Annotated in this window: 20 protein-coding genes and 1 riboswitch; of the genes, 6 read left to right on the forward strand and 14 right to left on the reverse strand. The window is 45.6% G+C overall.

Going from position 1 to position 20,446, the window contains the following annotated elements; genetic code table 11:
• Positions 1-22 precede the first annotated feature (22 nt).
• Positions 23-769, reverse strand: coding sequence for a type I methionyl aminopeptidase (gene map / locus LCM00_RS01880; RefSeq protein ID WP_224897334.1), 747 nt, complete (start codon positions 767-769; stop codon positions 23-25).
• 385 nt (positions 770-1,154) lie between these two features.
• Between map and LCM00_RS01885 the strand changes: the two genes are divergently transcribed.
• Positions 1,155-1,370: a methionine aminopeptidase gene (locus tag LCM00_RS01885; RefSeq protein ID WP_224897336.1), complete on the forward strand. Its 216-nt coding sequence runs from the start codon at positions 1,155-1,157 to the stop codon at positions 1,368-1,370.
• Positions 1,371-1,518: 148 nt separating this feature from the next.
• Here the strand turns inward: LCM00_RS01885 and LCM00_RS01890 are convergent, their stop codons facing one another.
• A complete protein-coding gene (locus LCM00_RS01890) occupies positions 1,519-1,842 on the reverse strand; it encodes a winged helix-turn-helix transcriptional regulator (RefSeq protein ID WP_224897338.1) in 324 nt (107 codons plus the stop codon).
• Positions 1,843-1,987: 145 nt separating this feature from the next.
• Here LCM00_RS01890 and LCM00_RS01895 point away from each other — a divergent pair, with 145 nt between their 5' ends.
• Together LCM00_RS01895 and LCM00_RS01900 are read left to right on the forward strand one after the other, a co-directional pair.
• Complete coding sequence (locus LCM00_RS01895) at positions 1,988-2,842, forward strand: VOC family protein (protein ID WP_224897341.1); 855 nt, start codon at positions 1,988-1,990, stop codon at positions 2,840-2,842.
• A gap of 81 nt (positions 2,843-2,923) precedes the next feature.
• A complete protein-coding gene (locus LCM00_RS01900) occupies positions 2,924-3,340 on the forward strand; it encodes a VOC family protein (RefSeq protein WP_224897343.1) in 417 nt (138 codons plus the stop codon).
• A gap of 54 nt (positions 3,341-3,394) precedes the next feature.
• Here the strand turns inward: LCM00_RS01900 and LCM00_RS01905 are convergent, their stop codons facing one another.
• Both LCM00_RS01905 and LCM00_RS01910 read right to left on the reverse strand, forming a co-directional pair.
• Positions 3,395-4,246, reverse strand: coding sequence for an SDR family oxidoreductase (locus tag LCM00_RS01905; protein WP_224897345.1), 852 nt, complete (start codon positions 4,244-4,246; stop codon positions 3,395-3,397).
• Between the two features lie 82 nt (positions 4,247-4,328).
• Positions 4,329-5,147: a squalene/phytoene synthase family protein gene (locus tag LCM00_RS01910; RefSeq protein ID WP_224898136.1), complete on the reverse strand. Its 819-nt coding sequence runs from the start codon at positions 5,145-5,147 to the stop codon at positions 4,329-4,331.
• 395 nt (positions 5,148-5,542) lie between these two features.
• Between LCM00_RS01910 and katA the strand changes: the two genes are divergently transcribed.
• Both katA and LCM00_RS01920 read left to right on the forward strand, forming a co-directional pair.
• A complete protein-coding gene (gene katA / locus LCM00_RS01915; RefSeq protein WP_224897347.1) occupies positions 5,543-6,994 on the forward strand; it encodes a catalase KatA in 1,452 nt (483 codons plus the stop codon).
• 239 nt (positions 6,995-7,233) lie between these two features.
• Positions 7,234-7,557: a hypothetical protein gene (locus LCM00_RS01920; protein ID WP_224897349.1), complete on the forward strand. Its 324-nt coding sequence runs from the start codon at positions 7,234-7,236 to the stop codon at positions 7,555-7,557.
• A 164-nt stretch (positions 7,558-7,721) separates the two neighbouring features.
• On the opposite strand, the gene LCM00_RS01925 is transcribed toward LCM00_RS01920, so the two are convergent.
• The 6 genes from LCM00_RS01925 to LCM00_RS01950 form a co-directional block, all read right to left on the reverse strand.
• A complete protein-coding gene (locus LCM00_RS01925) occupies positions 7,722-8,729 on the reverse strand; it encodes a DUF3231 family protein (RefSeq protein WP_224897351.1) in 1,008 nt (335 codons plus the stop codon).
• Positions 8,730-9,066: 337 nt separating this feature from the next.
• Complete coding sequence (locus tag LCM00_RS01930; protein ID WP_224897353.1) at positions 9,067-9,657, reverse strand: hypothetical protein; 591 nt, start codon at positions 9,655-9,657, stop codon at positions 9,067-9,069.
• A gap of 21 nt (positions 9,658-9,678) precedes the next feature.
• A complete protein-coding gene (locus LCM00_RS01935; protein ID WP_224897355.1) occupies positions 9,679-10,011 on the reverse strand; it encodes an aminoacyl-tRNA hydrolase in 333 nt (110 codons plus the stop codon).
• Between the two features lie 26 nt (positions 10,012-10,037).
• Positions 10,038-10,313, reverse strand: a complete 276-nt coding sequence (locus tag LCM00_RS01940) for a hypothetical protein (RefSeq protein WP_224897357.1) — start codon at positions 10,311-10,313, stop codon at positions 10,038-10,040.
• Between the two features lie 112 nt (positions 10,314-10,425).
• Entirely contained in the window at positions 10,426-11,106 is a 681-nt protein-coding gene (locus tag LCM00_RS01945; protein WP_224897359.1) for a M50 family metallopeptidase, read from the reverse strand.
• 85 nt (positions 11,107-11,191) lie between these two features.
• Positions 11,192-11,344 carry a hypothetical protein gene (locus LCM00_RS01950; protein WP_224897361.1) on the reverse strand — a complete coding sequence of 51 codons (153 nt, stop codon included), beginning with the start codon at positions 11,342-11,344 and terminating at the stop codon, positions 11,192-11,194.
• A gap of 293 nt (positions 11,345-11,637) precedes the next feature.
• On the opposite strand from LCM00_RS01950, the gene LCM00_RS01955 reads away from it, so the two are divergent.
• On the forward strand, positions 11,638-12,615 hold the full coding sequence (locus LCM00_RS01955) for a quinone oxidoreductase family protein (protein ID WP_224897363.1): 978 nt from the start codon (positions 11,638-11,640) through the stop codon (positions 12,613-12,615).
• Positions 12,616-12,653: 38 nt separating this feature from the next.
• Here the strand turns inward: LCM00_RS01955 and thiE are convergent, their stop codons facing one another.
• From thiE to LCM00_RS01975, 4 genes are all read right to left on the reverse strand, one after another.
• Positions 12,654-13,307, reverse strand: a complete 654-nt coding sequence (gene thiE / locus LCM00_RS01960; protein WP_224897365.1) for a thiamine phosphate synthase — start codon at positions 13,305-13,307, stop codon at positions 12,654-12,656.
• Positions 13,294-14,127 (reverse strand): bifunctional hydroxymethylpyrimidine kinase/phosphomethylpyrimidine kinase, encoded by an 834-nt coding sequence (gene thiD / locus LCM00_RS01965; RefSeq protein ID WP_224897367.1) that lies wholly within the window; start codon positions 14,125-14,127, stop codon positions 13,294-13,296. The genes thiE and thiD overlap by 14 nt, the downstream gene beginning before the upstream one ends.
• Positions 14,117-14,944, reverse strand: a complete 828-nt coding sequence (gene thiM, locus LCM00_RS01970) for a hydroxyethylthiazole kinase (protein WP_224897369.1) — start codon at positions 14,942-14,944, stop codon at positions 14,117-14,119. The genes thiD and thiM overlap by 11 nt, the downstream gene beginning before the upstream one ends.
• Positions 14,945-15,020: 76 nt before the next feature.
• A riboswitch (TPP riboswitch) is annotated at positions 15,021-15,134 on the reverse strand.
• Between the two features lie 60 nt (positions 15,135-15,194).
• Positions 15,195-20,369, reverse strand: coding sequence for an ATP-binding sensor histidine kinase (locus LCM00_RS01975; RefSeq protein WP_224897371.1), 5,175 nt, complete (start codon positions 20,367-20,369; stop codon positions 15,195-15,197).
• Positions 20,370-20,446 lie beyond the last annotated feature (77 nt).

The raw sequence follows: 20,446 nt of genomic DNA on the forward strand, positions 1-20,446 counted from the left end.
TCCGGGGGATTTTCCTGTTATTCTATAATGTAACAATGACCGGGCCTTCTTTGGTCACTATAAGGGTATGCTCGATTTGAGCGACATAGCTTTTTTCTTCAGTAACGTAAGTCCATCCATCACCAAGCTCCACTACTTCCTCAGCTGCTGTTGAAATGAACGGCTCAAACGCAATGACCATCCCCTCCCTGAGAAGCCCTGTATCCCATGAATCATAATAATTAAGGACATGGTCAGGCTTTTCATGCAAAGAACGGCCGATTCCATGGCCGGTAAGGTTCATGATGACCGTATAACCTTCATTGACAGCTGTCTGGTGGACAGCCTTTCCAATACCGTTCAGCTTTTTTCCCGGCCTGATTTTTTTCAGGCCTGCATCAAATGCCAGCTGGGCTGTCCTGCATAGCCTTGTCAATTTGTCATCAGCTTTGTCTCCTGCCACAAAAGAAAGGCCTGTATCCGCAAAATAGCCGTTCTTTGATCCCGAAACATCAATATTGACCAGATCACCTTCCTTGATGATGCGGCTGCCAGGAATTCCGTGAGCAACCTCCTCATTCACACTGATGCATGTGTAGCCGGGAAAATCATATTCTCCCTTTGGTCCGGATATGGCTCCATATTGCTCAAAAAGCCTTCCGGCATGCTCGTCAAGTTCTTTTGTAGTAATGCCAGGAATCGTTTTCTCAATCAGTTCATCGCGGATTTTTGCAACGATGCTGCCTATCTCCTTAATTCCAATTATATCTTCTTCTGTTTTCACTATCATCCTTGTTGTTTCCCTTCTCTATAAGATCTCCATATTAGATTAACACAATTTATTTCTAATCAAAAACCTTTGCAATCAAAGAAAAAAACAGCCCTGTGAAAGGCTGCCGCATCGTATTCAGAAAATCTTTATCCTAAAAAGAGGAGCCATGCTGGGTATATAGCTCCTCCTATTAGGGATTAAACAAGATTGGGTATCCAATCCCTATCAGCATCCTAACTCCTTTTTCTGACAGGTGCAAAAATGAATGTGCTGACATGAATTTTTTTCTGTAAATACAGAAACACCCTTAACATTTCACAATATTCTGAATATAATATAGAAAAATAAGGTATAAAAACACACTGCTATTATAACACTATATATGGAAAAGGAGGTGAACAGCATGGGTCTTCTAAAATCCTTCCAGGACTGGCTGGCTGCACGGGAAGAGAACCGGATTGCCGGGATGCGGGCGGTTGACAAATGCCCTGATTGCTTTGGACGGGGGTTCAATGCGTTTCATGCCAATGAATATGTGTACTATACCAATTCACTTGAGTGCCCTGGCTGCAGCGGAAGCGGGCTTTATTCAGCCTGGGAGGAAAACAGGCAGTTTTAGCGGTCTAGCTGAAATTTGGACAGGCATCCTCATGCCTGAGCCAAGCTTCTCCTCTCTTCTGCTGCTGAAGGATAGAAACAGCCAAATGCTGAGTTTTTATGAATTATACTCCATTAGCAAATAAAAGCCATGCTGTCATGCATGGCTTTTATTTGCTGTCGGTTTTCTCTATCCAGTTCTGAGACCATTGTTCAATTTCATAGAGTACCGGTTTGAGCGCCTCCCCTTTTTCGGTCAGCGAATATTCAATCCTGACGGGCGTTTCCGGAAATACCTGACGAAGGACGATGCCTTGCTTTTCCAAATCCTTCAGCCGCTCGGACAAAACTCTTCCGCTGATAGAAATGGAAGATTCTATAGTGCAGAATCGCTGCGGACCGTTCGAAAGCTGATAAATGATCAGTCCTGTCCACCTCTGGCTGAGTATGCTCATTGCCTTTTCAAATTTCGGGCAAATCTTTGAAGCATTCATCTAAATTCACTCCTATAGTTATAGTATACATAAAGTTTCGTATTTATAAAATTTCTGATCTTTGTTGTTTTATTCTTGACGGAATGAAGTTATTTTCATAAACTAACTTACATAAAGTAAGTAAATTACTAAAGGGGATAATATTATGAGCTTTCATGAAGCACCTTTAAGCTACGCTTCCGAAATAACAATCAAAGTCAGTGACCTTGAGAGATCAATTCTTTTTTATAAACAAATAATCGGTTTAAAAGTGATGCGCCTGGATGCAGGAAGGGCAGAACTTACTGCTGATGGTAAAACAGTTCTGATTGGACTGGTGCAGCCGCCAGCCATTGAAACAAAAGCGGCCAGGTCTGCGGGCCTTTACCATTTCGCTCTCCTGCTCCCGAACCGCCCTGCACTCGCGTCAGCACTTGCACATCTGATCCAGACCGGCTGGCCTCTCCAGGGTGCTTCCGACCATCTTGTCAGTGAAGCGATTTATCTTGCCGATCCTGACGGAAACGGGATAGAGATATATGCAGACCGGCCTTCAGAATCCTGGAGCTGGGACGGTGGGATGGTCAGGATGGACACTGCTGCATTGCAGGTTGGGGAGCTTCTTGCCCTGGGAGAAAAGCTGCCCTGGAAAGGAATGCCGAGGGATGCCATTATGGGCCATATTCACCTGCATGTGTCTGATTTGAAGGCAGCTGAAGAGTTTTATGTAAAGGGGCTGGGCTTTAATATTGCCGCAGAATATGGCGGGCAGGCTCTCTTTCTTTCCACTGGGAACTATCATCATCATATTGGCATTAATACATGGAATGGGGTTGGTGCACCGCCTGCCCGGGAAAATGCACCCGGAATGAAGGATTATAAATTAATCTATCCAGATTCCCAATCAATCAGTGCAGCAGCAGAAAGGATCAGGAAGCTGGGCATAAATGCCGAAATTCTAGGAGATTCGGTTTTAACTGCAGATCCTTCTGGGAATAAGATAATATTATCCCTAAAATAGGATTGGAAAATCGAAAAAATATTGATAGCCTGCGTTTCTTCTTCACTCAGCTCTTATCCCAATGATTAGGAGGAAGCTGGAATGATTTATGAGATGATAGCAGAGATCAAAATTCCTAAACTTCATGACGGTATCGATTGGTATAGTCCTTTGTTCAATAGAAAGCCGGATCTGCTGCAGGATGGAGACTTTGCTGAATGGTCGGTTGCTCCCGGTTGCTGTTTCCGGCTTGTCCAGGGACAGCCGGATTCAGAGAGCGGCCTGCTACGGTTCGGTGTATCCAGTCTGGAAACTGAACTAAAACGCCTGAGGAAAGAAATCGGCATTGAGGTTGACGATATTCAGATTAGAACCGAGCAAAGCATGCAAACCCGCTGGTGCATCCTAAATGATCCTTGGACGAACACAATTGGGTTATATGAATATTTAAACGAAAAACATACAAGCCAGGTGATTCTTTCTTTACAGAACGATTGGAATGCAGCCGGCCCAGCCTAGATGAATAGGTGGGCCGGCCATTCAGCAAGTTTACATAATGATTTTCCAGTTAACTTATTTTTTGTTAGACAATATGCGCCAGAACAGCCTTTCCCAATTCCGCCAGCCTATGGTATTTTTCAGCTTCAGCATCAAAGCTGTCCCCTTCCCGACTGGGTATCTCAGCCGTGTTTTCTTTTTTTCGGCAATTCTTCCGCACAGCTCAGCCACTTCAATGGGATCTCCATATTTTTCAGAGCTTCTGCCTAAATAATTTTCCAGCTGAGAATAGTATGTATAATAAGGCGAATCAGGCTGCAGAGATCGGTTCGCAACCTTTTTCCCCGTTGACCAGATTCCTGTGTTGTATGAACCCGGTTCAATAAGGACAACATCCACATTAAAAGGCTTCATTTCAAGACGGAGGCTTTCGCTCCAACCTTCTACCGCATGCTTGGAGGCAACATAGGGAGACAATCCTGGAAAACCTATCTTCCCGCTGATGCTGCTGATATTAATGATCCTTCCTCTTTTTTGTTTGCGCATATAAGGAAGAACTGCCTGAGTAACCGCAAAAACGCCGAATACATTGGTCTCAAACTGCCTCCTGTAATCTGCAAGGTCAACTTCCTCTGCAAATCCGGCACCGGCAAAGCCGGCATTATTAACAAGGAGATCAACTGAGCCAAGATTGTGGAGGAAACTGCGAAAACTAAAAATAGATTCCTCTGAAGCTACATCGAGCTCTAACAAGGTAATCTTATCCCCTGCCCCTGACTCTTCTGCCATTTTCAGCAATTCAGCAGAGCTGGACTTGTCCCTCATTGCAGCTGTCACGCTATAGCCCCTTTTGGCGAGCTCTATGGAAATTAGAAGCCCGAATCCCCTGGATACCCCTGTTACAATGGCATGCTTTTTCCCATTCATTCTCTCCCATCCTTTCCCTCGATACACTTAGATTAGAAACACAGAAAAAAATCCGGCCAAGCCGGCCGGATTCTCCTATAGTCTATTCTGCAACAACTTGTTTTACCGTTGCATTTACACTGTCACGATTCATTTTTTCCTTGCCTTCTGACAAGGCAGAAAGGGTTCCGTGGGCAAGTGCAAGCGGAATCCTGCAGAAATTCAGGATCGGGGCAGAAGTTATATCTTTTATATAAGCATCTGCAAGCGCAAGATTCCTCCGGGCGTAACTGAACATCTGGTCATTGTCCCAGCCATCGGGATAAAAGCTTACCCCCCGCTCTTTATCTTCTATTTTATTGCGGAGGATATTGACAGATTGGAGACCTCGGCCAAAAGCAATCGCCAAGTCCTTTTTTGTCTCTGTATTATCATGCCATTTCCAGATGTCGGAAAGCATGACGCCGACAAGTCCCGCCACATAAAAGGTATAATCATCCAGATCTTTTTCGTCCCTGATGTTCCAGCCCTTCAACGTCCAGTCAGCCATGCCTTTTGCCATCGTGCTGGTAGAATCGAGAACCTTTTCTTTGATGGCTGCAGGACAGAGTCTGATCCAGTCATACAGGCGCAGCGTCACCTCAGGCAGCTTGGATTTGTAAGGATTGAAAAGGGATTTTATATCCTCGGGATTTACGGGCTTCTTAAGCAGTTCACTGATTGAACGCAAAAGATGGTCCTTTGACTCCGCTTCAAGTTCGGGGTGGTCTTCAATCTCATCTATCGCCCTCATGCATAAATAAGCGGATGAAACGGTTTCCTTCAAGCCCGGGGAAAGATAACTGATCGGGATCAAAAAGGTCCGGCTTGTTTCTTTCAGCATTTCATAGGCTTCTTCATGTAGCTTGGCAGTGTCATTCATATCCAATGTTCCCTTCATAATAGAAATATCTATCTTAAATCCTACCATAAAATCATCGTTTTGTTATGTAATAATACTTCCCAATCACAATATTGGGTGAAAGGCAGGAAATATATCATGTATTCCTGACTATTACCCCTTTAAGCAGGATGATAATCCATATTTGATATAGGAAGAAACGGGTGAAGAAAGACTGCACAGTAATGAACTTTTCCATTATGGCATAGAGATATTTTTAAGCCGCAAGTATAATTTGTGAAAATATTTTAACTCCTATTTCTTTAAACCGCTTACTTATTAATAATTATTATAAAAAAGTATTGATTTTTTATTGATAAGTGATATCATTGGTTACATGGAACAAGCAATCTATTAAACTAAGAGGTGATCTGCAGATGACAAATAATAAACTGACTACAAGCTGGGGCGCTCCTGTAGGAGACAATCAAAATTCGATGACGGCTGGATCCCGCGGGCCGACCTTGATCCAGGATGTCCATCTTCTTGAAAAACTGGCCCATTTTAACCGTGAACGCGTCCCTGAGCGTGTCGTCCATGCCAAAGGGGCAGGAGCCCATGGCTATTTTGAAGTCACAAATGACCTGACTACATATACGAAGGCTGCATTCCTCTCTGAAGTCGGCAAGCGCACTCCGCTTTTCATCCGCTTCTCCACTGTAGCGGGAGAGCTGGGTTCAGCTGATACAGTACGCGACCCGCGCGGTTTTGCTGTGAAGTTTTATACAGAGGAAGGCAATTATGACATCGTCGGCAATAACACACCTGTATTTTTTATCCGCGATGCCATTAAATTCCCTGATTTCATCCATACGCAAAAGCGCCACCCTCAGACACACCTGAAGAATCCGAATGCTGTCTGGGATTTCTGGTCCCTTTCACCAGAATCCCTTCATCAGGTAACCATCCTGATGTCTGACCGCGGAATTCCTGCCACATTGCGGCATATGCACGGTTTCGGAAGCCATACCTTCAAATGGGTCAACCAGGAAGGCGAAGGTGTCTGGATCAAATATCACTTCAAGACTGAGCAGGGTGTAAAAAACCTGGCGCCTGAAGCAGCTGCCAAAATAGCCGGGGAAAACCCCGACTACCATACAGAAGACCTTTTCAATGCGATTGAAAATGGTGAATATCCTTCATGGAAGCTATGCGTGCAGATCATGCCGGAAAGAGATGCGGAAACATACCGGTTTGATCCGTTTGACGTGACGAAAGTATGGTCCCAGAAGGATTATCCGCTTATCGAGGTTGGCCGGATGGTATTGAACAAAAATCCTGAAAACTATTTTGCGGAAGTAGAGCAGGCAACCTTCTCTCCTGGCACGCTTGTACCAGGCGTTGATGTCTCTCCCGATAAAATGCTGCAGGGACGGCTGTTTGCTTACCATGATGCACACCGCTACCGTGTCGGTGCAAACCATCAGGCACTGCCGATCAACCGTGCCCGCAATGAAGTGAATAATTATCAGCGGGACGGCCAAATGCGTTTTGACTCAAATGGCGGCGGATCAGTCTACTATGAGCCAAACAGCTTCGGAGGGCCTAAAGAAACACCGGAAAATAAGCCTGCTTCTTTTGCAGTAACAGGTGCCGCGGACAGCGTTCCTTACGATCATAATGATCATTACACACAAGCCGGAGATCTTTACCGCCTTATGAGTGCAGAAGAGCGCTCCCGCCTCGTGCAAAATATCGTCGGTGCCATGAAGCCGGTTGAGAGCGATGAAATCAAGCTGCGCCAAATTGAGCATTTTTATAAAGCAGATCCTGAATACGGAACAAAAGTAGCACAAGGACTGGGCCTTCAGGTACCGGTAAAAGCATAAATCCTTGTCTGAATCTGCCCTTCTCTATTCTCAATAATCGACAAAATTCTCAATTACAGGCACCTGCTTCGGCTGGTGCCTGTTATAAATTGCTTGAAAAGCGCATGTTCCCGATTACGGTTGCCGGCATGGACAGCTTCTTCCCTGCCTGAAATACTGAGAATCACTCTGCAAAAGAATTTCCATTATTAAACATCTAATGAAGCATGATAACCATACTACAGCAAATGTAATCCACGATGAACTTTAAGGGGACGAGCATTAAGGCAGTCTATAACAAATTGAAATTGTATATGATGTTGAAGAATTTGAACGAACTTCCCCCGGAACCGGTCAGTGCTGAAGGCAAATTGAGGATTCCGCCAGACCACCAAACATTAACATATGGAACCCTGCGGAATCTGAAAGGAATGTGCAGAGGCTTCTGCCTTATAATAATTTTTCTGAATGAGAAGGTGAAAATAATGAATAAGAAGATATGCCCTAAATGCCAAACTGCAGAAAAACAATTAAAGCACAGCATTATCTGCAAATGCGGAAGCCGGCTGAGGGCAAAAAATTAAAAGTGATATACGGATGGAGTGTGGTGTTTTGCTATGATCATAAAACGTTTCCTGAGTTTCGGGCCAGCTGCTGGAGAAGCATTAGTCGAGTGCTTCTTCAGCAGCTGGCTAATTTTATGTACTTTACTGACGATACCTTTAAAGAAATATAAAACACCAGTCTGTCATTTCCCGGCAAGTTCTTCTCTTTCCGGACATTGCGGCGGCTGCTCAAACCATTTGTTTTGTATGAGGAGGTCAAGTCCATCCTCTGAATAGGCAGTAGTGTCAGCAAAGCATCTCATATAATAGGAAGCAACATCCCTCCGAAGCGTCATGGACAGTGCCTGTCCATAACGGGCCACTCCCAAAGCATTCAGAGTAGAAACTAAAAACAGCATCAATTCATCTGAATATGGTGCATCAGTTGATTTTGTCACTTTTGAATCCCAGGTCATCCCATTTGGCACCAGGTCCTCTCCCAGCAGGACTTGCACCTTAGAAACAAAATCTGCAGCGAGTCCTCTGCCCCTAAAGAAATAATCTTTTATTTGCGGATCTCTGACGGTCTGGATAAATCCTGTCAGCAGTTCCTTGCCCATCTGGTTAGTAATGCCATTGTCAAACAGCTGTGCTGCTTCAATGGCAAGCAAGGGCCTTCTTTTTCCCATCCATCCCCTGAGAAAACTTTGTTTTTCTACGATATCACGCTTATCCGGATATGGGATATAAGGAGGGCGGACAAATATCCCCTTTCCTTTCATGGTATCAAGAATTTCTTTCAGTACAATGTTAGCTTCTTCATTGAATTCTGAATAGAGTATGTAAACATCTTCCCTTGATGAAATGTTTAAGCCCATTGTATGGGAAAGGACTGCAAACCTGGCCGCATTGAGCATAAAATCGCAATAAAACATATCTGTAAATAGACGGTCGGCATTAAGATTAACATGCTGGTCAGCCGGAAAGGCACGGGGCAGCGGAATATTTTCCCTGTCAAAAAGCTGTCCTACCCTTTCCATATGGCTTTCCGCCAATTTAATTGTATGCTCCAGGCAAACCTTGATATCCTGATCGTCCACTCTCTGGTTAAAATGATAAATCATACAGAGGGTTGCACTGTCATCCATATACGTGTTCCATAAGTAAGCTATCTCAGCACTGGTGAGCCTTGGTTCATGATGAAATTCCATCTTCCGATCCTCCTTTGTTAATAGTAGTATGCGCGAATCGTTTAAAGAAATAACAATGACATGGAATTAATATGGGAATTATACAAGCATAGTGAATGATTTATTTTACTTCACAAAGGAATAAGCCCCAGCAGACGTGAAAAAACGCCCGGCAAAACTCGGGCGCTGCTTTCCTTCAAGATTTTATTTAAGAATCAGTCAAAAAATCTCTGTTTTTCCGGTACAACATGGAAAACGCCATGCCCGCTTTCCTCGAATGAGACCAGCTGTGTGCCAAAAAATATAAGTTTTCCTACTCAAACTCTTAAGGGAATTTTGAGGAATCATTCTCACAGCCTTAGGTTGATTTTCTTGCTGGGTGTTTTCTTGATAAGTAAGTGATTGCGAGCAGCAGAAAAATAAAAACCAGTGCCGTTAATATCCCGCTTTCTCTAAGGATATTTTCAGCAAGCCTTTTTATTTTATGAATGAGAGGCTCTTCTGCTGCTTCCTCACGCTCTGTCATATAATGCACATGCATGACAGATGAACCGGATATGACAGGCTCCCATCCATCGTTGCCTTTCTCTAGCCAAATCTCTATTATATCTCCCTTTGCGATATCCATCCGGGCAGGACCTGTAAATTCTTCAGCCATCCAGGATGGAATATAATGATAATAAACCTCTACTGCTGTTTCATGATCAAAGCTGCCGGGCGCTTTTATTACTTTTGAGGGTAAAATGGTCATTTTCCTGACATGGAGATATTCTTGGTCCGGCAAATCATGAAAGAACTCATCTTTTTGCACCTTGCCAACCATATGCAATGGGGCCTGGAGCTTCATTTCTTCCACTTCAGCCGGATCGGGTGCAGAGAGAGCTTCAAGTCCTTCCTGAAACGTGAATAGAGCAAGAAGAACGATTATGGCCCGGCAGATGGTTTTCATAGGAACCTCCCTTATTTCTGCTTATTTATACAGCCGAAGATGCCCGACAATCATTTTGGCTTCTTCTTTATCCATCGGCGGCAGGGCTGCTGCTGTAAGGCTTCCTGGTGCAACCTCTGTCCTTCCGGCGTCTTTGATCGTTACATAGCCTTTTTCTTCAAGCTTCTTGAGCTCTGATTCGCGGCCGGAGAGCATGATTTTGGTTTGGCCGCTCATTAGCCATTCTCTGAAAAGTGGTTCCTCCATGTATGTGAGTACACTAATGGCTGCTGCATGGGCAGCCTGGGCAGCAGCTTTCCCGGCTGACATTTTTAAGTCAGAATTGATCACATAATATTGTACGATTTGTTTCATATTGACCCTCATTTATTTTCATATAGTTATACTCCTGCCCAAAACACGTCCATTATCAAAGAGAGTGCCACGGGTCCAAGGATAAGAGCGATGATCAGCCAGACGCCGGTTTCCATGCGTATTTCCTTTTTGTCCAGAGACAGCTTTTTCAGAGTATTGTCGGTTAACAGCAGGATGAGCCCGATGGAAACGAAGACGGCTAAGGACTTCAGGGAATGCGGCTGGATATTTTCATAAGCAAAAGAAGCGGCCATCCCCGTCGCAATAAGGATGGCAGGATTAATCACAGTCGTCAGTTTCATAGATCCTCCGCAGTTTTTATAGTTGGGCTTTAACTGGTTGATTCTGTAAATTCCCTTGTTTTCTCATAGTAATGCATGTGTAAAATTCTGTCCAGATAATAAATTCTTTTTATTAGCGGCTTAATTTATATATGCCTTTTTTTACGGACAAATAACAGAACCAAATCGCCTGCAGGAAGAACAAGGTCCCAAATACTTGTGCAGGAAGCAAAAGAGAAGCGGACAGATTGGCTGCATCCCCTGCTGTCTGAGGAGACATGAAGCTCAGCAGCATAATCTCGAAGGCACTTGTGACTGATTCAACGAGCATGATGGATGCGATCAGGAGCAGGACATTTTGTACGAGCGAAGGGCTCCCTTTCTTTAATAGAACAGCAAAGCCGGCACCAAATGAAATCAGCCAGAAGATCCCGTAAGCATTCCGCACCCAAAAAACCAGGTTAAGAATGATAAAGCAGAGGAGAATCAAGATCAGCACTTTGTCCTTTTTCTTCCCAAGCAGCCAAAAGGCAATGAAAGCCATAAAAGAAGAAAAAACGTACCCCGCGGCTCCAGTAAACACTCCCCCGAACCAGTTTGAATGTCTTGTGTATGTAACACCTTCTGTATTGGCAAAAAGGGAAATATGGTGGACTTCTCCCCCAAACAGGGCGAAAAGCGCATGGCCGGATTCATGGATGAGCGTATTGATGATGCCGGAATAGTCGCCGATGACCGGCATTCTAGTAATAAGGACGGCCAGTATTAAAAAAATAAAAAACCGCCAGCTGAATTTACTGCGAATAAAATTCATCCTTTGTCCTCTTTTCTGTATTCTTAAAGAAAATTATACCGGATATGACTTTAAAAAGCTTTTGTGGCTATTACTTTTTAAGTCTCTAAGAAATGCTAACTATATAAACAACTTTGCCGGCAGCCTTATTATAAGTCTGCTTTTCCATGCAGGCTGCTGATTTCCGTTCCAGGCACTTCGCTTTCCGCGGGGCAACGCTGAGCCTCCTCTTCGCTACGCTCATGCGGGGTCTCAGCATTGCCGCTACCTCCCGCAGGAGTCTGCGTGCCTTCCACTGCAATCAACAGGGTTAGATAATTTTGTTGGCTATTTTTCAGTTATAAACTGGTTAGTTCCTCCACAGCTGGATTGGCTGTACTGAAAATATTTCACTAACTTCTAAAAGGAAATAATTAATTTTCCCCGAAATCCCTTCATTTTGTCATCTAATCACATAAGTTTTTCTTATGATTGATTATAATATTCTGGTCATTCCTCACTTTCTTTTCAAAAGTTAAAATAGATAATAGCAGATACATAAGGAGGCTTATTATGAAGGCGATACATGTTATGGAGTATGGCGGTTCAGAAAATATGATTCTGGCAGAAGCTGAAAGGCCGGTGCCTGCTGCAGGGGAAGTTCTGATTAAAGTGAAGGCGGCCAGTGTGAATTTTGCCGATATTAAGGCCAGGTACGGCAAAAAAGGGGGCGGTCCTCTTCCTTATATTCCTGGTATAGACTGTACCGGCACGATAGAAGCTTTAGGTAACGGTGTGAAGGGCCTTATTCCAGGGCAGCGGGTCATTGCGTTTCCTTCCAAAGGATCTTATGCGGAACATGCTGTCGCCCCAGCCATGCTTACCTTCCCTATCCCGGAAAACATCTCAGATATACAGGCAGCGGCACTTCCGATTGCCGGAATAACATCGCTCAAGCTGCTTGAAGAAGTCGCGCGAATTCAGCATGGAGAAACCGTACTTATTCATGCAGGCGCGGGCGGTGTCGGCACCACTGCCATTCAGCTTGCCAGGATACTTGGTGCAGGGAAAGTGATTGCCACGGCTGGTTCACCTGATAAAACAGCATACGCAATGGAAGCAGGAGCCGATTATGCAGCCTGTTATACAAAGGAAGATTTTCAGGTAAAAGTAATGGATTGGACAGAAGGAAAAGGTGCTGATGTTGTCCTTGATTCTGTTGCCGGTGCAGTGACGGAAAAAAGTCTGGATTGCCTTGCACCTTTTGGAAGGCTCGTCAATTTCGGCAATGCTTCCGGAAAAGCTGGAACTGTACAGACAAGTGATCTCCACAGCAGCTGCCGCTCCCTCCTCGGCTTCAGCTTTGGTATGGTGCGCAAGAAAAAGCCGCATCTTGTAAAAGCTTCTGCCGAAAAGATCATCGGTTTACTGGAAACAGGCCGGCTAAGCATGAAAATCGGAAAAACTTTCAGCTTGGCAGAGGCAGCTGAGGCCCATAACTGGATAGAGAGCAGGCAGAGCATGGGGAAAACTATCCTGATCATAGACTAAAGAGAAGAGCCTGCACCTGTATGGAGGCTCTGAATCGTCTATATGGTCACACTTCTTCTCAGACTTTCAGCGGCTTCCTTTATATCTTCAGCCTGACTGATGCTTGTTATGACAGAAACGCCATCTGCCCCGGCCTGAACTACTGCACGTGCATTGCGTGGCGTGATCCCGCCTATTCCTACAATTGGTATTGTGATGGCAGACTCCCTCAATTCCTGAATAAGAGCCATTCCCTGAACTGCCTTGGCATCTGCTTTTGTTGACGTCGGGTAAATGGGGCCAAGACCCAGATAATCTGCTCCCGCCCTGATGGCTTCATTAGCTTCCACAATCGAATGGGCGGATACCCCAAGAATCTTATCCCCTATTTTCTCCCGCACTGCTTCGGCTGGCTCGTCGTCCTGCCCGATATGGACGCCGTCTGCGCCGATTTCACATGCCAGTTCTATGTCATCATTGACGATAAAAGGGATGCCGCTGGTTCTGCATAATAGCTGGAGCTGTTCTGCCAACAAATATTTTTCTTGGCTGCCAAGACAGCCGGCCCCTTTTTCTCTGTACTGAAACAGGGAGATTCCGCCTTTAATCGCCTCTTTCATAACCATCTCCGGATTTTTAAGGCAGTTGGTGCTGCCCATGATAAAATAGACCTTCAACAGCTCTTTCATTGTTTGACAGTCAATTCGCGCCATATGCCAGATCCTCTGCTTTCTGTCTATTTTTATAAGCCCAGTGGTTTGTCGGGCCATGGCCGCTTCCAATCAGCAGATCATCTTCGATGGCTGCCTGAATAAAGTCTTTTCCAAGCCGGACGCTGTCCTTTACGGTAAGCCCCTTCGCCAGGCCTGCCGTAATGGCTGCTGAAAAGGTGCATCCGGTCCCATGGGTATTGACTGTATCCACCCTCCTTCCTTCAAACACCTCAAAGCTGCTTCCATCAAAAAGCAGATCAGCAGCAGCTTCTGGGTTTCCTGCATCATGCCCCCCTTTTATGACTACATTGCCGGCGCCAAGCCCGCATAATTTCCTGGCCGCTTCTTTCCGTTCGGCTAATGTAGAGATTTTCATGCCGGTTATTGCTTCTGCTTCAGGAATATTAGGGGTGATGATGTGGGCCAGCGGCAGCAAATGAGCTTTCAGGGCGGCCATGGCGCTTTCCTGGAGGAGGCTTGCCCCTCCCTTGGCAATCATCACAGGGTCGACAACCAGCTTGGTCCATTTATAATGGCAGATTACCTCAGAAACAGCTTTAATAATGTCTGCATCAAAAAGCATCCCTGTTTTTAAAGCATCCGTCCCCATATCGCTTCCAATACTCTCTATCTGTTTACTGACAGCTTCTGCCGTCATCGGGAAGACCGCCTGCACGCCAGTAGTGTTCTGAGCGGTTATCGCTGTCAGAGCTGACGTTCCATAGACACCGAGTTCCTGGAAGGTCTTAAGGTCAGCCTGGATTCCGGCTCCGCCTCCACTGTCTGAACCTGCAATCGTCAATGCTTTCTTAATTGCCATTCTGCAGTTCTCCTTTCAGGACGGTTATGCCGGTCCTTTTTTCAAGATCATCCGCCTTGACCAGCGCAAGGCAGTTAAGCAGCTCGATTTGGAACGTTCCAGGGCCCTTGCTTCCAGCAGCTTCTGCAGCCATTTCTGCAGATGCAGAATATACAGCCAGTGCAGCCGCCGCGGCTTTCAGTGAATCCGATTCGATTGCATGGAAAGCGCCTATGACAGAAGACAGCAGGCAGCCGGTTCCTGTAACCTTCGTGAGAAGGCTGCTTCCGCCTGTAATGCGGACAATAGTTTTTCCATTAGATACGATGTCCTCTTTCCCTGTAACAACAGTTACAGTATTGAACAGTTTTGCAGCAAGTTCAGCAATATGCTCAGGATTGCCGGCTTCTCCGCCATCAACCCCTTTTATTTCTCCTCCTTTTCCGGCAAGATGGGATATTTCAGCCGCATTGCCCCGCAAAATGGAGACCGGCAGCTCTTCAAGAAGGCTTCTGCCTGTTTCGGTCCTGTAAGCTGTTGCTCCTGCCCCAACCGGATCCAGGATGATCGGCACCGAGTTTCTTCCCGCTGATAATCCCGCAAGTTTCATAGATTCCACCACAGGAGAAGTAAGTGTGCCGATGTTAAGGACCAGCGCCCCTGCAATGCTGGCCATATCGGCAGCTTCTTCTGCAGCATGAGCCATGACCGGCGAGGCCCCTAGAGCCAGCAGGCCGTTAGCGGTAAAATTGGTGACAACCATATTGGTGATATTATGTACAAGCGGCTTTTCGGCCCTCAGCTTTTCCAGCATCCCAGCTATGTCTAATGTGTTCATTCCTTATTCTCCTTTCAAAACAAAAAAGCCACGCCCCTGAAAGGACCTGGCATTTGTGCATAAAAATTTAGCAAATTGTTTCTCTTCGCTACTTTCCTACGCTGGCATCATCCAGATCAGGTGCAAAGGGTTAAAAAACGGGCCAGTTTTTCTCTCAGCCTGCTTTCCGCAGGCACCCCCAGTAGTTGCTTATTAGTTTGACAATTACATAGTAACTTTTTTTCTGTCCCGCGTAAAGCGAAAAACATTTTTAAACCATCTCTGCTGAAAAGCGGTAGACCGGCAGTTCAATGAAGATGGATGTGCCCTCTCCTTCACTGCTTTCTGCCCAGATTTTCCCGTTATGCCTTGCAATGATTTCCCTGGTGATTGAAAGGCCGATGCCATTCCCGGCCGCCCTGCTGTTTTTGCTTGTTTGTGTATAGTTTCTGTCAAATATGAATGGAAGCCTGGCATCAGGGATGCCGCTGCCGGTATCTGACAGACAGATCCTGACCCGGCCGCCCTTGCCGGCCAGCCTGGCACTCAGGATCAAACCGCCGGACTCCGTATGTTTGATGCTGTTTGAGATAAGATTTGAGAAGGCCTGAAGCAGCCTGGCGGGATCGGCTTCCACCATCGGCACATCTTCAGCATCAGTTTTCTCCAGGTCCAGGACAAAAGAAAGTCCTTTCCTTTCAGCTTCGAATTCAAATTGGTTCCATATACGGGTGAGCACCTGGCCAAGAGGCAGATAGTCCATCTCAAACCGGATTTGGCCAGCCTCCATCCTGGATAAATCGAATAAATCATGGATCAGGACATTCAGTTCATTCAGGCGGCTTACACTCCGCCGCAGAAATTCTTCTTTTTGCTCTTCTGAATCGGCAATCCCATCCTGCACAGCTTCTATATAGCCCTTGATGGCAGCAAGGGGAGATCTCAAGTCATGTGAAATATCAGATAATATGGTGTTCTTTGCCTGCCTGGCGCGGTCAAGTTCTTTATTGGCCAGCTCCAGCCGGGTATTTGCTTCATTCAGTTCTTCGGTCCTCCGGGCAACCCTTGCTTCTATCCTCTCATACAGATCGGCATTTTCCAAAGAAATGGCTGCCTGAGAAGCAATCAATTCAAGAACCCGAAGATTCTCTTTTGTAAATGCATCGGAAATCTGGTTGTTTTCCAGATACATTATCCCTTTTACTTCACCCTTATTCAGAATCGGCAAGCAAAGAAGCGACTTCAGCAGCATTCTTTTGACATATGGATCTCCTGAAATCAGGCTGTTTTCGCAGGCGTGACCAAGAATGATCCCTTCTCTGCTCAGCTCTGCAAGTTCTATTGCCCGCTCGGACAGCATTTCTCTTCCATGTACCGGCTCAAAGCGTCCTGGCCGTTCACCCTCACCAGCATATTTTCCGATGGTCCAAATATCATCCCGCTTAAAGAGGAGAATCCCCCTGTCTGCCCCGCTGTAATGCATGGTGACCTCCAGAAGCCGGGACAGCAGATTCTCAAGCACCACTTCCCTTGATATGCTCTGGGCGGCGGAAACAAGAGCATACTCATCAAACTGAATGGAATGCCCGCTTTCCGGCTCCTTCAGTAAGGAAATTTTAGTCTCTTGCCGCAGCTTATCTGCCTTGGCTTCTGCCCCCCAAAGAAGGTATCCTTTAAACGCTTCCGAGAAAAACGAGCTTGCCATCCTGCTATATCCCTGTGCAGAGAAATAGCGGCCTGCACATTCATTTGCCAGTGCAGCATCCTGCAGGAAGCCGTTCTTTTCCGCCTCTTGGATGCTTTCATCATATATGTTAAAAAGATTGGAATCTCTCTTGGCAATCCTTCGGTATTCAGCTTTCAAAAGCAAATACTTATGCCGGAAATTTGAAGGGGAAAGAGCTGCCCAGCGTTTCATTTTCGAAATAGAATCCTTCAGTTTAACGAGATGGGAAGCTTTGTTTTTTTTCAATTTTTCCTGTTCATAAAAACGGACAAGCCATAAACCATGATAGAAATGGTATTCAGGAACAATGACCAGCGTCAGCCTTTTGCTGACAAGCGGTGCCAGTTTCTGAATAAGCTCCTCGGCATACGCAGTTCTCTGAAAAAGATAGCTCATCTGCAGCCGGATCGTATAATGGATGATTTTTGCAGAGTCATCATCAAGCACGGGAGTGAAGGTCCAATCATGACTCTCTTTTTCTTTCTTTAAATAGAGGACCCATTCCTCCATCTCCGTCAAAAAACCGATTGAAATCGGATACTGAATCCTATTGACGAACCTGATCTGATTCCGGATCCCGTCCAGCGCCTCTTCGAGCGGCGATCCTTTCATAAATATTGTGATGACTATGAATGAACTATTAGCACCGGCAAGATGAATATTTCCTGCATCCAGGCAGTATCTCTGTGAATCTGTGAGGTGGTGCAGATTGTCTGAAATCGGGTTTCTCCAATGGCTGACAAAGCTTCCAAAGACAAACTGCACCCGTCCTTTAATGCCGGTGGCACCAAAATGCTGAGACAGTTTGATTGCCAGCCTCCCGTAGTCGTAACTGCCCTTGAAATCATTGAATCCTGCGCTTAATATCAGGCTGTAATTATTGAATACCAGGGCGCTTAAGTCTGTCAATCCGTTGTTAAGTGTGTAGTTCAGTGCCTTCAGCATCAGCATTGTGGCAAGATTCTGATCTGCATGGTAGGATGGAGCGTTCAGGTTGATGAGCGTCTGCAGGATTTGCCTTTTGTCCCGGTCCGTCATTACAGGGAGAGAAATGATATCCTCTTGGGATTTGCCCCGCAAAGTAAATCTTGCACGAAGAAATTCCAGCACAATGGCACGTTTGCCGATACTTGGTGCAAAAGTGATCCCGTAGAGTTTAAGTCCTTCTATTCCTGAGTTGACCGCTTCTTTTACTCTGTGCATATGGGTGAATAAAGTGATCTGCAGATTATAGATTGATAATTTCTCATAGTTAGTCTTTGCATTTTCAAGCACTATACTAAAGGTTTTTTCAGCTTCATCCAATTTTCCTGTCAGGTAAAAGCATTCACCAAGGCCCTTGAATATTCGGAAGGTCAGTTCATATTTTTCGTTCCAATCTTCCCCTGACAGCTCAAGTGCAGCCTGGAAATAAGAGAGTGCTTCCCGAAAGGCAGCGGCATCCTTGGCCAATTCCCCGGCAGCGGCATTCCATTCCGCCAGTGGGTGCCTTTCTTTCACTTCAAGCAGTTCACTGCAGGAATTCAAATGGTGGACAATCTGGAAAATGCGGGCATGTGAATCCTCCTTCATGCTGACAAGCAGCCTGCCGATCCTCAAATGTGAGGCATTCTGTTCTTCCATGTTCATAGACTGATAGACTGCCTGCTGGACGGTATCGTGAAGGAAGCTGTACTCTGTTGGCATAGCATCCACATAGCCGCTGGAATGAATATATTTGTATAAAGGATCTTTAGGGAGGATAAAGCCTGATTCAAGTGCCATCCAGAGAGATTCAGCGAGCCAGCCCGGCCGGTCTTCGAACAGGAGTGAAAGAGTTTTGAAATCAAACCTGTTTCCAAAACAGGAGGCAGCCTTTAGAATCTCTTTAGCTTTTTCAGGCAGCTTCTGAAAACGCTCTTCCATAAAGCCGGATATTCCGTCATTTATTGGCCTGTCCATTATTTTTCCCATATCAGCTCTCCATTTTCTTTCTTCCGGATTGCTAGTGATAAAGCCATCCTCAAAATAGGAAAGAAGGAGCTGGCTGATGAACAGCGGGTTCCCCCCGGTAATCCTGTGCAAAAGCCCTCCCAGTTCTAATGCTGTTTCCCCATTATCTCTCAGGGCATTACCTACCCATTCATGAACCTCCCCTTGGCTGAGAGTGCGGACCGGGATGTGATGGATGGCAGCTTCTCCTTCCCCCAGCTTGGCAAGTGTCATTCTTACTGGATGGCCGGGTCCTGTTTCATTGTCCCTGTATGCACAGATAAGCATAAAATGGGGAATCATCCCCTTCAGCAGGAGGTATTCAATCAGCTCCAGCGAAGCAATATCTGCCCACTGAAGATCATCCAGAAAGAGCACAAGCGGATGCTTTTCATCGGCAAACAAGCATACAAGCTGGTGGATATGAAACAAAAATTGCTGATGTGCGTCTGCCCCATTCGGCTCTTCTTCTGCAGCCTGCTCTCCCATAAGCATGCCCAGCTCAGGTATAACTGAGAAAAGGGCGGCATAATTGCCGGTAAAGCCTTCCTTCAATTTAGTTGCCCATTTTTCTTTGCGGCTTCCGCTTTCCAGCATTACCTGGAGAACGAGAGAACGGAATGCCGCAATGATAGGGGCATAAGGCATCTGCCTTTGCAGCATGTCATATTTTCCAGAAACAAAATAGCCTTTTTCCCGGATAAGCGGCTTTTGGATCTCGTGTACAAGAGCGGTCTTTCCCATCCCGGGAGAACCTGGCAGGAACACGGCGCATGAACTCCCGCGGCTAACCTCCTCAAAAACATTAAGTATTTCTCTTTTTTCAATTTCCCGTCCATACAGCTTCCTTCCGGTTTCAAACAGCATACTGTCATCGTCTGTACCAAGTGGATATACTTCCTGCTGCCTGCCGGACTTCAGATTTTCCGCGGCGCGGAGAAGATCGGCGCGCATACCGAAAGCACTGCTGTATCGATTTTCAGGCATTTTTTCAAGCAGCTTCATGATAATTGAGTTAATTACAGGCGGAATGTCAGGATTTGAGTCACAGGGATCCTTTACACTTTTTGCCAGATGCTCGTACACAAGCTCAAGCGGTTCCTTAGCCTTGAAAGGCAATTCACCGGTAAATAATTCATAGAATACACTTCCTGCTGAGTAGAAATCTGAACGGTAATCAACGAGCCTGTTCAATCTTCCAGTTTGTTCAGGGGATATGTAAGGCAAATGGGCCAAATTAGCCAGACTGGCAGCGTTCAAGGAGGGGTGCTCTTCCTTTAAAAGCGTTGACTGTCCGAAACCGGTAATTTTCAGCTTGCCATCAATGGGGTTTAATAGAATATTTCCTGGATTAACCGATTTATGGATAATATGCTGCTGGTGTACCTGCAGGATTGCCCCTGCAAGTTTGGCAGAAATGTCCAGCATCTCTGTCAGGTCGGCATTATTTGTGCTGCAGAACTCCCTTAAGGTTATACAAGGAAAGTACCTGCAGACCATATATGGCTTTTTTAAATGCAGGATTAACTCTTCGGCTTTTAGGATGCTGTCTTCTTCCATTTCCTTTGTGAGATGGAATTCATGGACAAGAGCGGCGATCTCCATATCTGACAGCACATCGTTTTTATATGTCTTAATCAGCACCTGCTCCCTGCCTTTGAGTGAGTAGCCTTTCAGAAACATGAATTCTTCATTTTCGGTTTCTGCGGCAATCAGCCTGTATCCAGGAAGATTGATATTCTCTATCATAATGGTCACCCTCTTATTTAAGCGAAACTTTAATACGGCTTTAATAAAACTTTAACTTTCCATTTTATAATGTAGTC

It is taken from the genome of Bacillus infantis (genome assembly GCF_020171945.1).
Classification (GTDB): domain Bacteria; phylum Bacillota; class Bacilli; order Bacillales; family Cytobacillaceae; genus Bacillus_AB; species Bacillus_AB infantis_A.

What these genes read in the sequence shown, in the direction of transcription:
- map (WP_224897334.1), bottom strand. Translation starts at nt 769, where the DNA reads ATGATAGTGAAAACAGAAGAAGATATAATTGGAATTAAGGAGATAGGC.
- LCM00_RS01885 (WP_224897336.1), top strand. Translation starts at nt 1,155, where the DNA reads ATGGGTCTTCTAAAATCCTTCCAGGACTGGCTGGCTGCACGGGAAGAG.
- LCM00_RS01890 (WP_224897338.1), bottom strand. Translation starts at nt 1,842, where the DNA reads ATGAATGCTTCAAAGATTTGCCCGAAATTTGAAAAGGCAATGAGCATA.
- LCM00_RS01895 (WP_224897341.1), top strand. Translation starts at nt 1,988, where the DNA reads ATGAGCTTTCATGAAGCACCTTTAAGCTACGCTTCCGAAATAACAATC.
- LCM00_RS01900 (WP_224897343.1), top strand. Translation starts at nt 2,924, where the DNA reads ATGATTTATGAGATGATAGCAGAGATCAAAATTCCTAAACTTCATGAC.
- LCM00_RS01905 (WP_224897345.1), bottom strand. Translation starts at nt 4,246, where the DNA reads ATGAATGGGAAAAAGCATGCCATTGTAACAGGGGTATCCAGGGGATTC.
- LCM00_RS01910 (WP_224898136.1), bottom strand. Translation starts at nt 5,147, where the DNA reads ATGAATGACACTGCCAAGCTACATGAAGAAGCCTATGAAATGCTGAAA.
- katA (WP_224897347.1), top strand. Translation starts at nt 5,543, where the DNA reads ATGACAAATAATAAACTGACTACAAGCTGGGGCGCTCCTGTAGGAGAC.
- LCM00_RS01920 (WP_224897349.1), top strand. Translation starts at nt 7,234, where the DNA reads ATGAACTTTAAGGGGACGAGCATTAAGGCAGTCTATAACAAATTGAAA.
- LCM00_RS01925 (WP_224897351.1), bottom strand. Translation starts at nt 8,729, where the DNA reads ATGGAATTTCATCATGAACCAAGGCTCACCAGTGCTGAGATAGCTTAC.
- LCM00_RS01930 (WP_224897353.1), bottom strand. Translation starts at nt 9,657, where the DNA reads ATGAAAACCATCTGCCGGGCCATAATCGTTCTTCTTGCTCTATTCACG.
- LCM00_RS01935 (WP_224897355.1), bottom strand. Translation starts at nt 10,011, where the DNA reads ATGAAACAAATCGTACAATATTATGTGATCAATTCTGACTTAAAAATG.
- LCM00_RS01940 (WP_224897357.1), bottom strand. Translation starts at nt 10,313, where the DNA reads ATGAAACTGACGACTGTGATTAATCCTGCCATCCTTATTGCGACGGGG.
- LCM00_RS01945 (WP_224897359.1), bottom strand. Translation starts at nt 11,106, where the DNA reads ATGAATTTTATTCGCAGTAAATTCAGCTGGCGGTTTTTTATTTTTTTA.
- LCM00_RS01950 (WP_224897361.1), bottom strand. Translation starts at nt 11,344, where the DNA reads ATGCTGAGACCCCGCATGAGCGTAGCGAAGAGGAGGCTCAGCGTTGCC.
- LCM00_RS01955 (WP_224897363.1), top strand. Translation starts at nt 11,638, where the DNA reads ATGAAGGCGATACATGTTATGGAGTATGGCGGTTCAGAAAATATGATT.
- thiE (WP_224897365.1), bottom strand. Translation starts at nt 13,307, where the DNA reads ATGGCGCGAATTGACTGTCAAACAATGAAAGAGCTGTTGAAGGTCTAT.
- thiD (WP_224897367.1), bottom strand. Translation starts at nt 14,127, where the DNA reads ATGGCAATTAAGAAAGCATTGACGATTGCAGGTTCAGACAGTGGAGGC.
- thiM (WP_224897369.1), bottom strand. Translation starts at nt 14,944, where the DNA reads ATGAACACATTAGACATAGCTGGGATGCTGGAAAAGCTGAGGGCCGAA.
- LCM00_RS01975 (WP_224897371.1), bottom strand. Translation starts at nt 20,369, where the DNA reads ATGATAGAGAATATCAATCTTCCTGGATACAGGCTGATTGCCGCAGAA.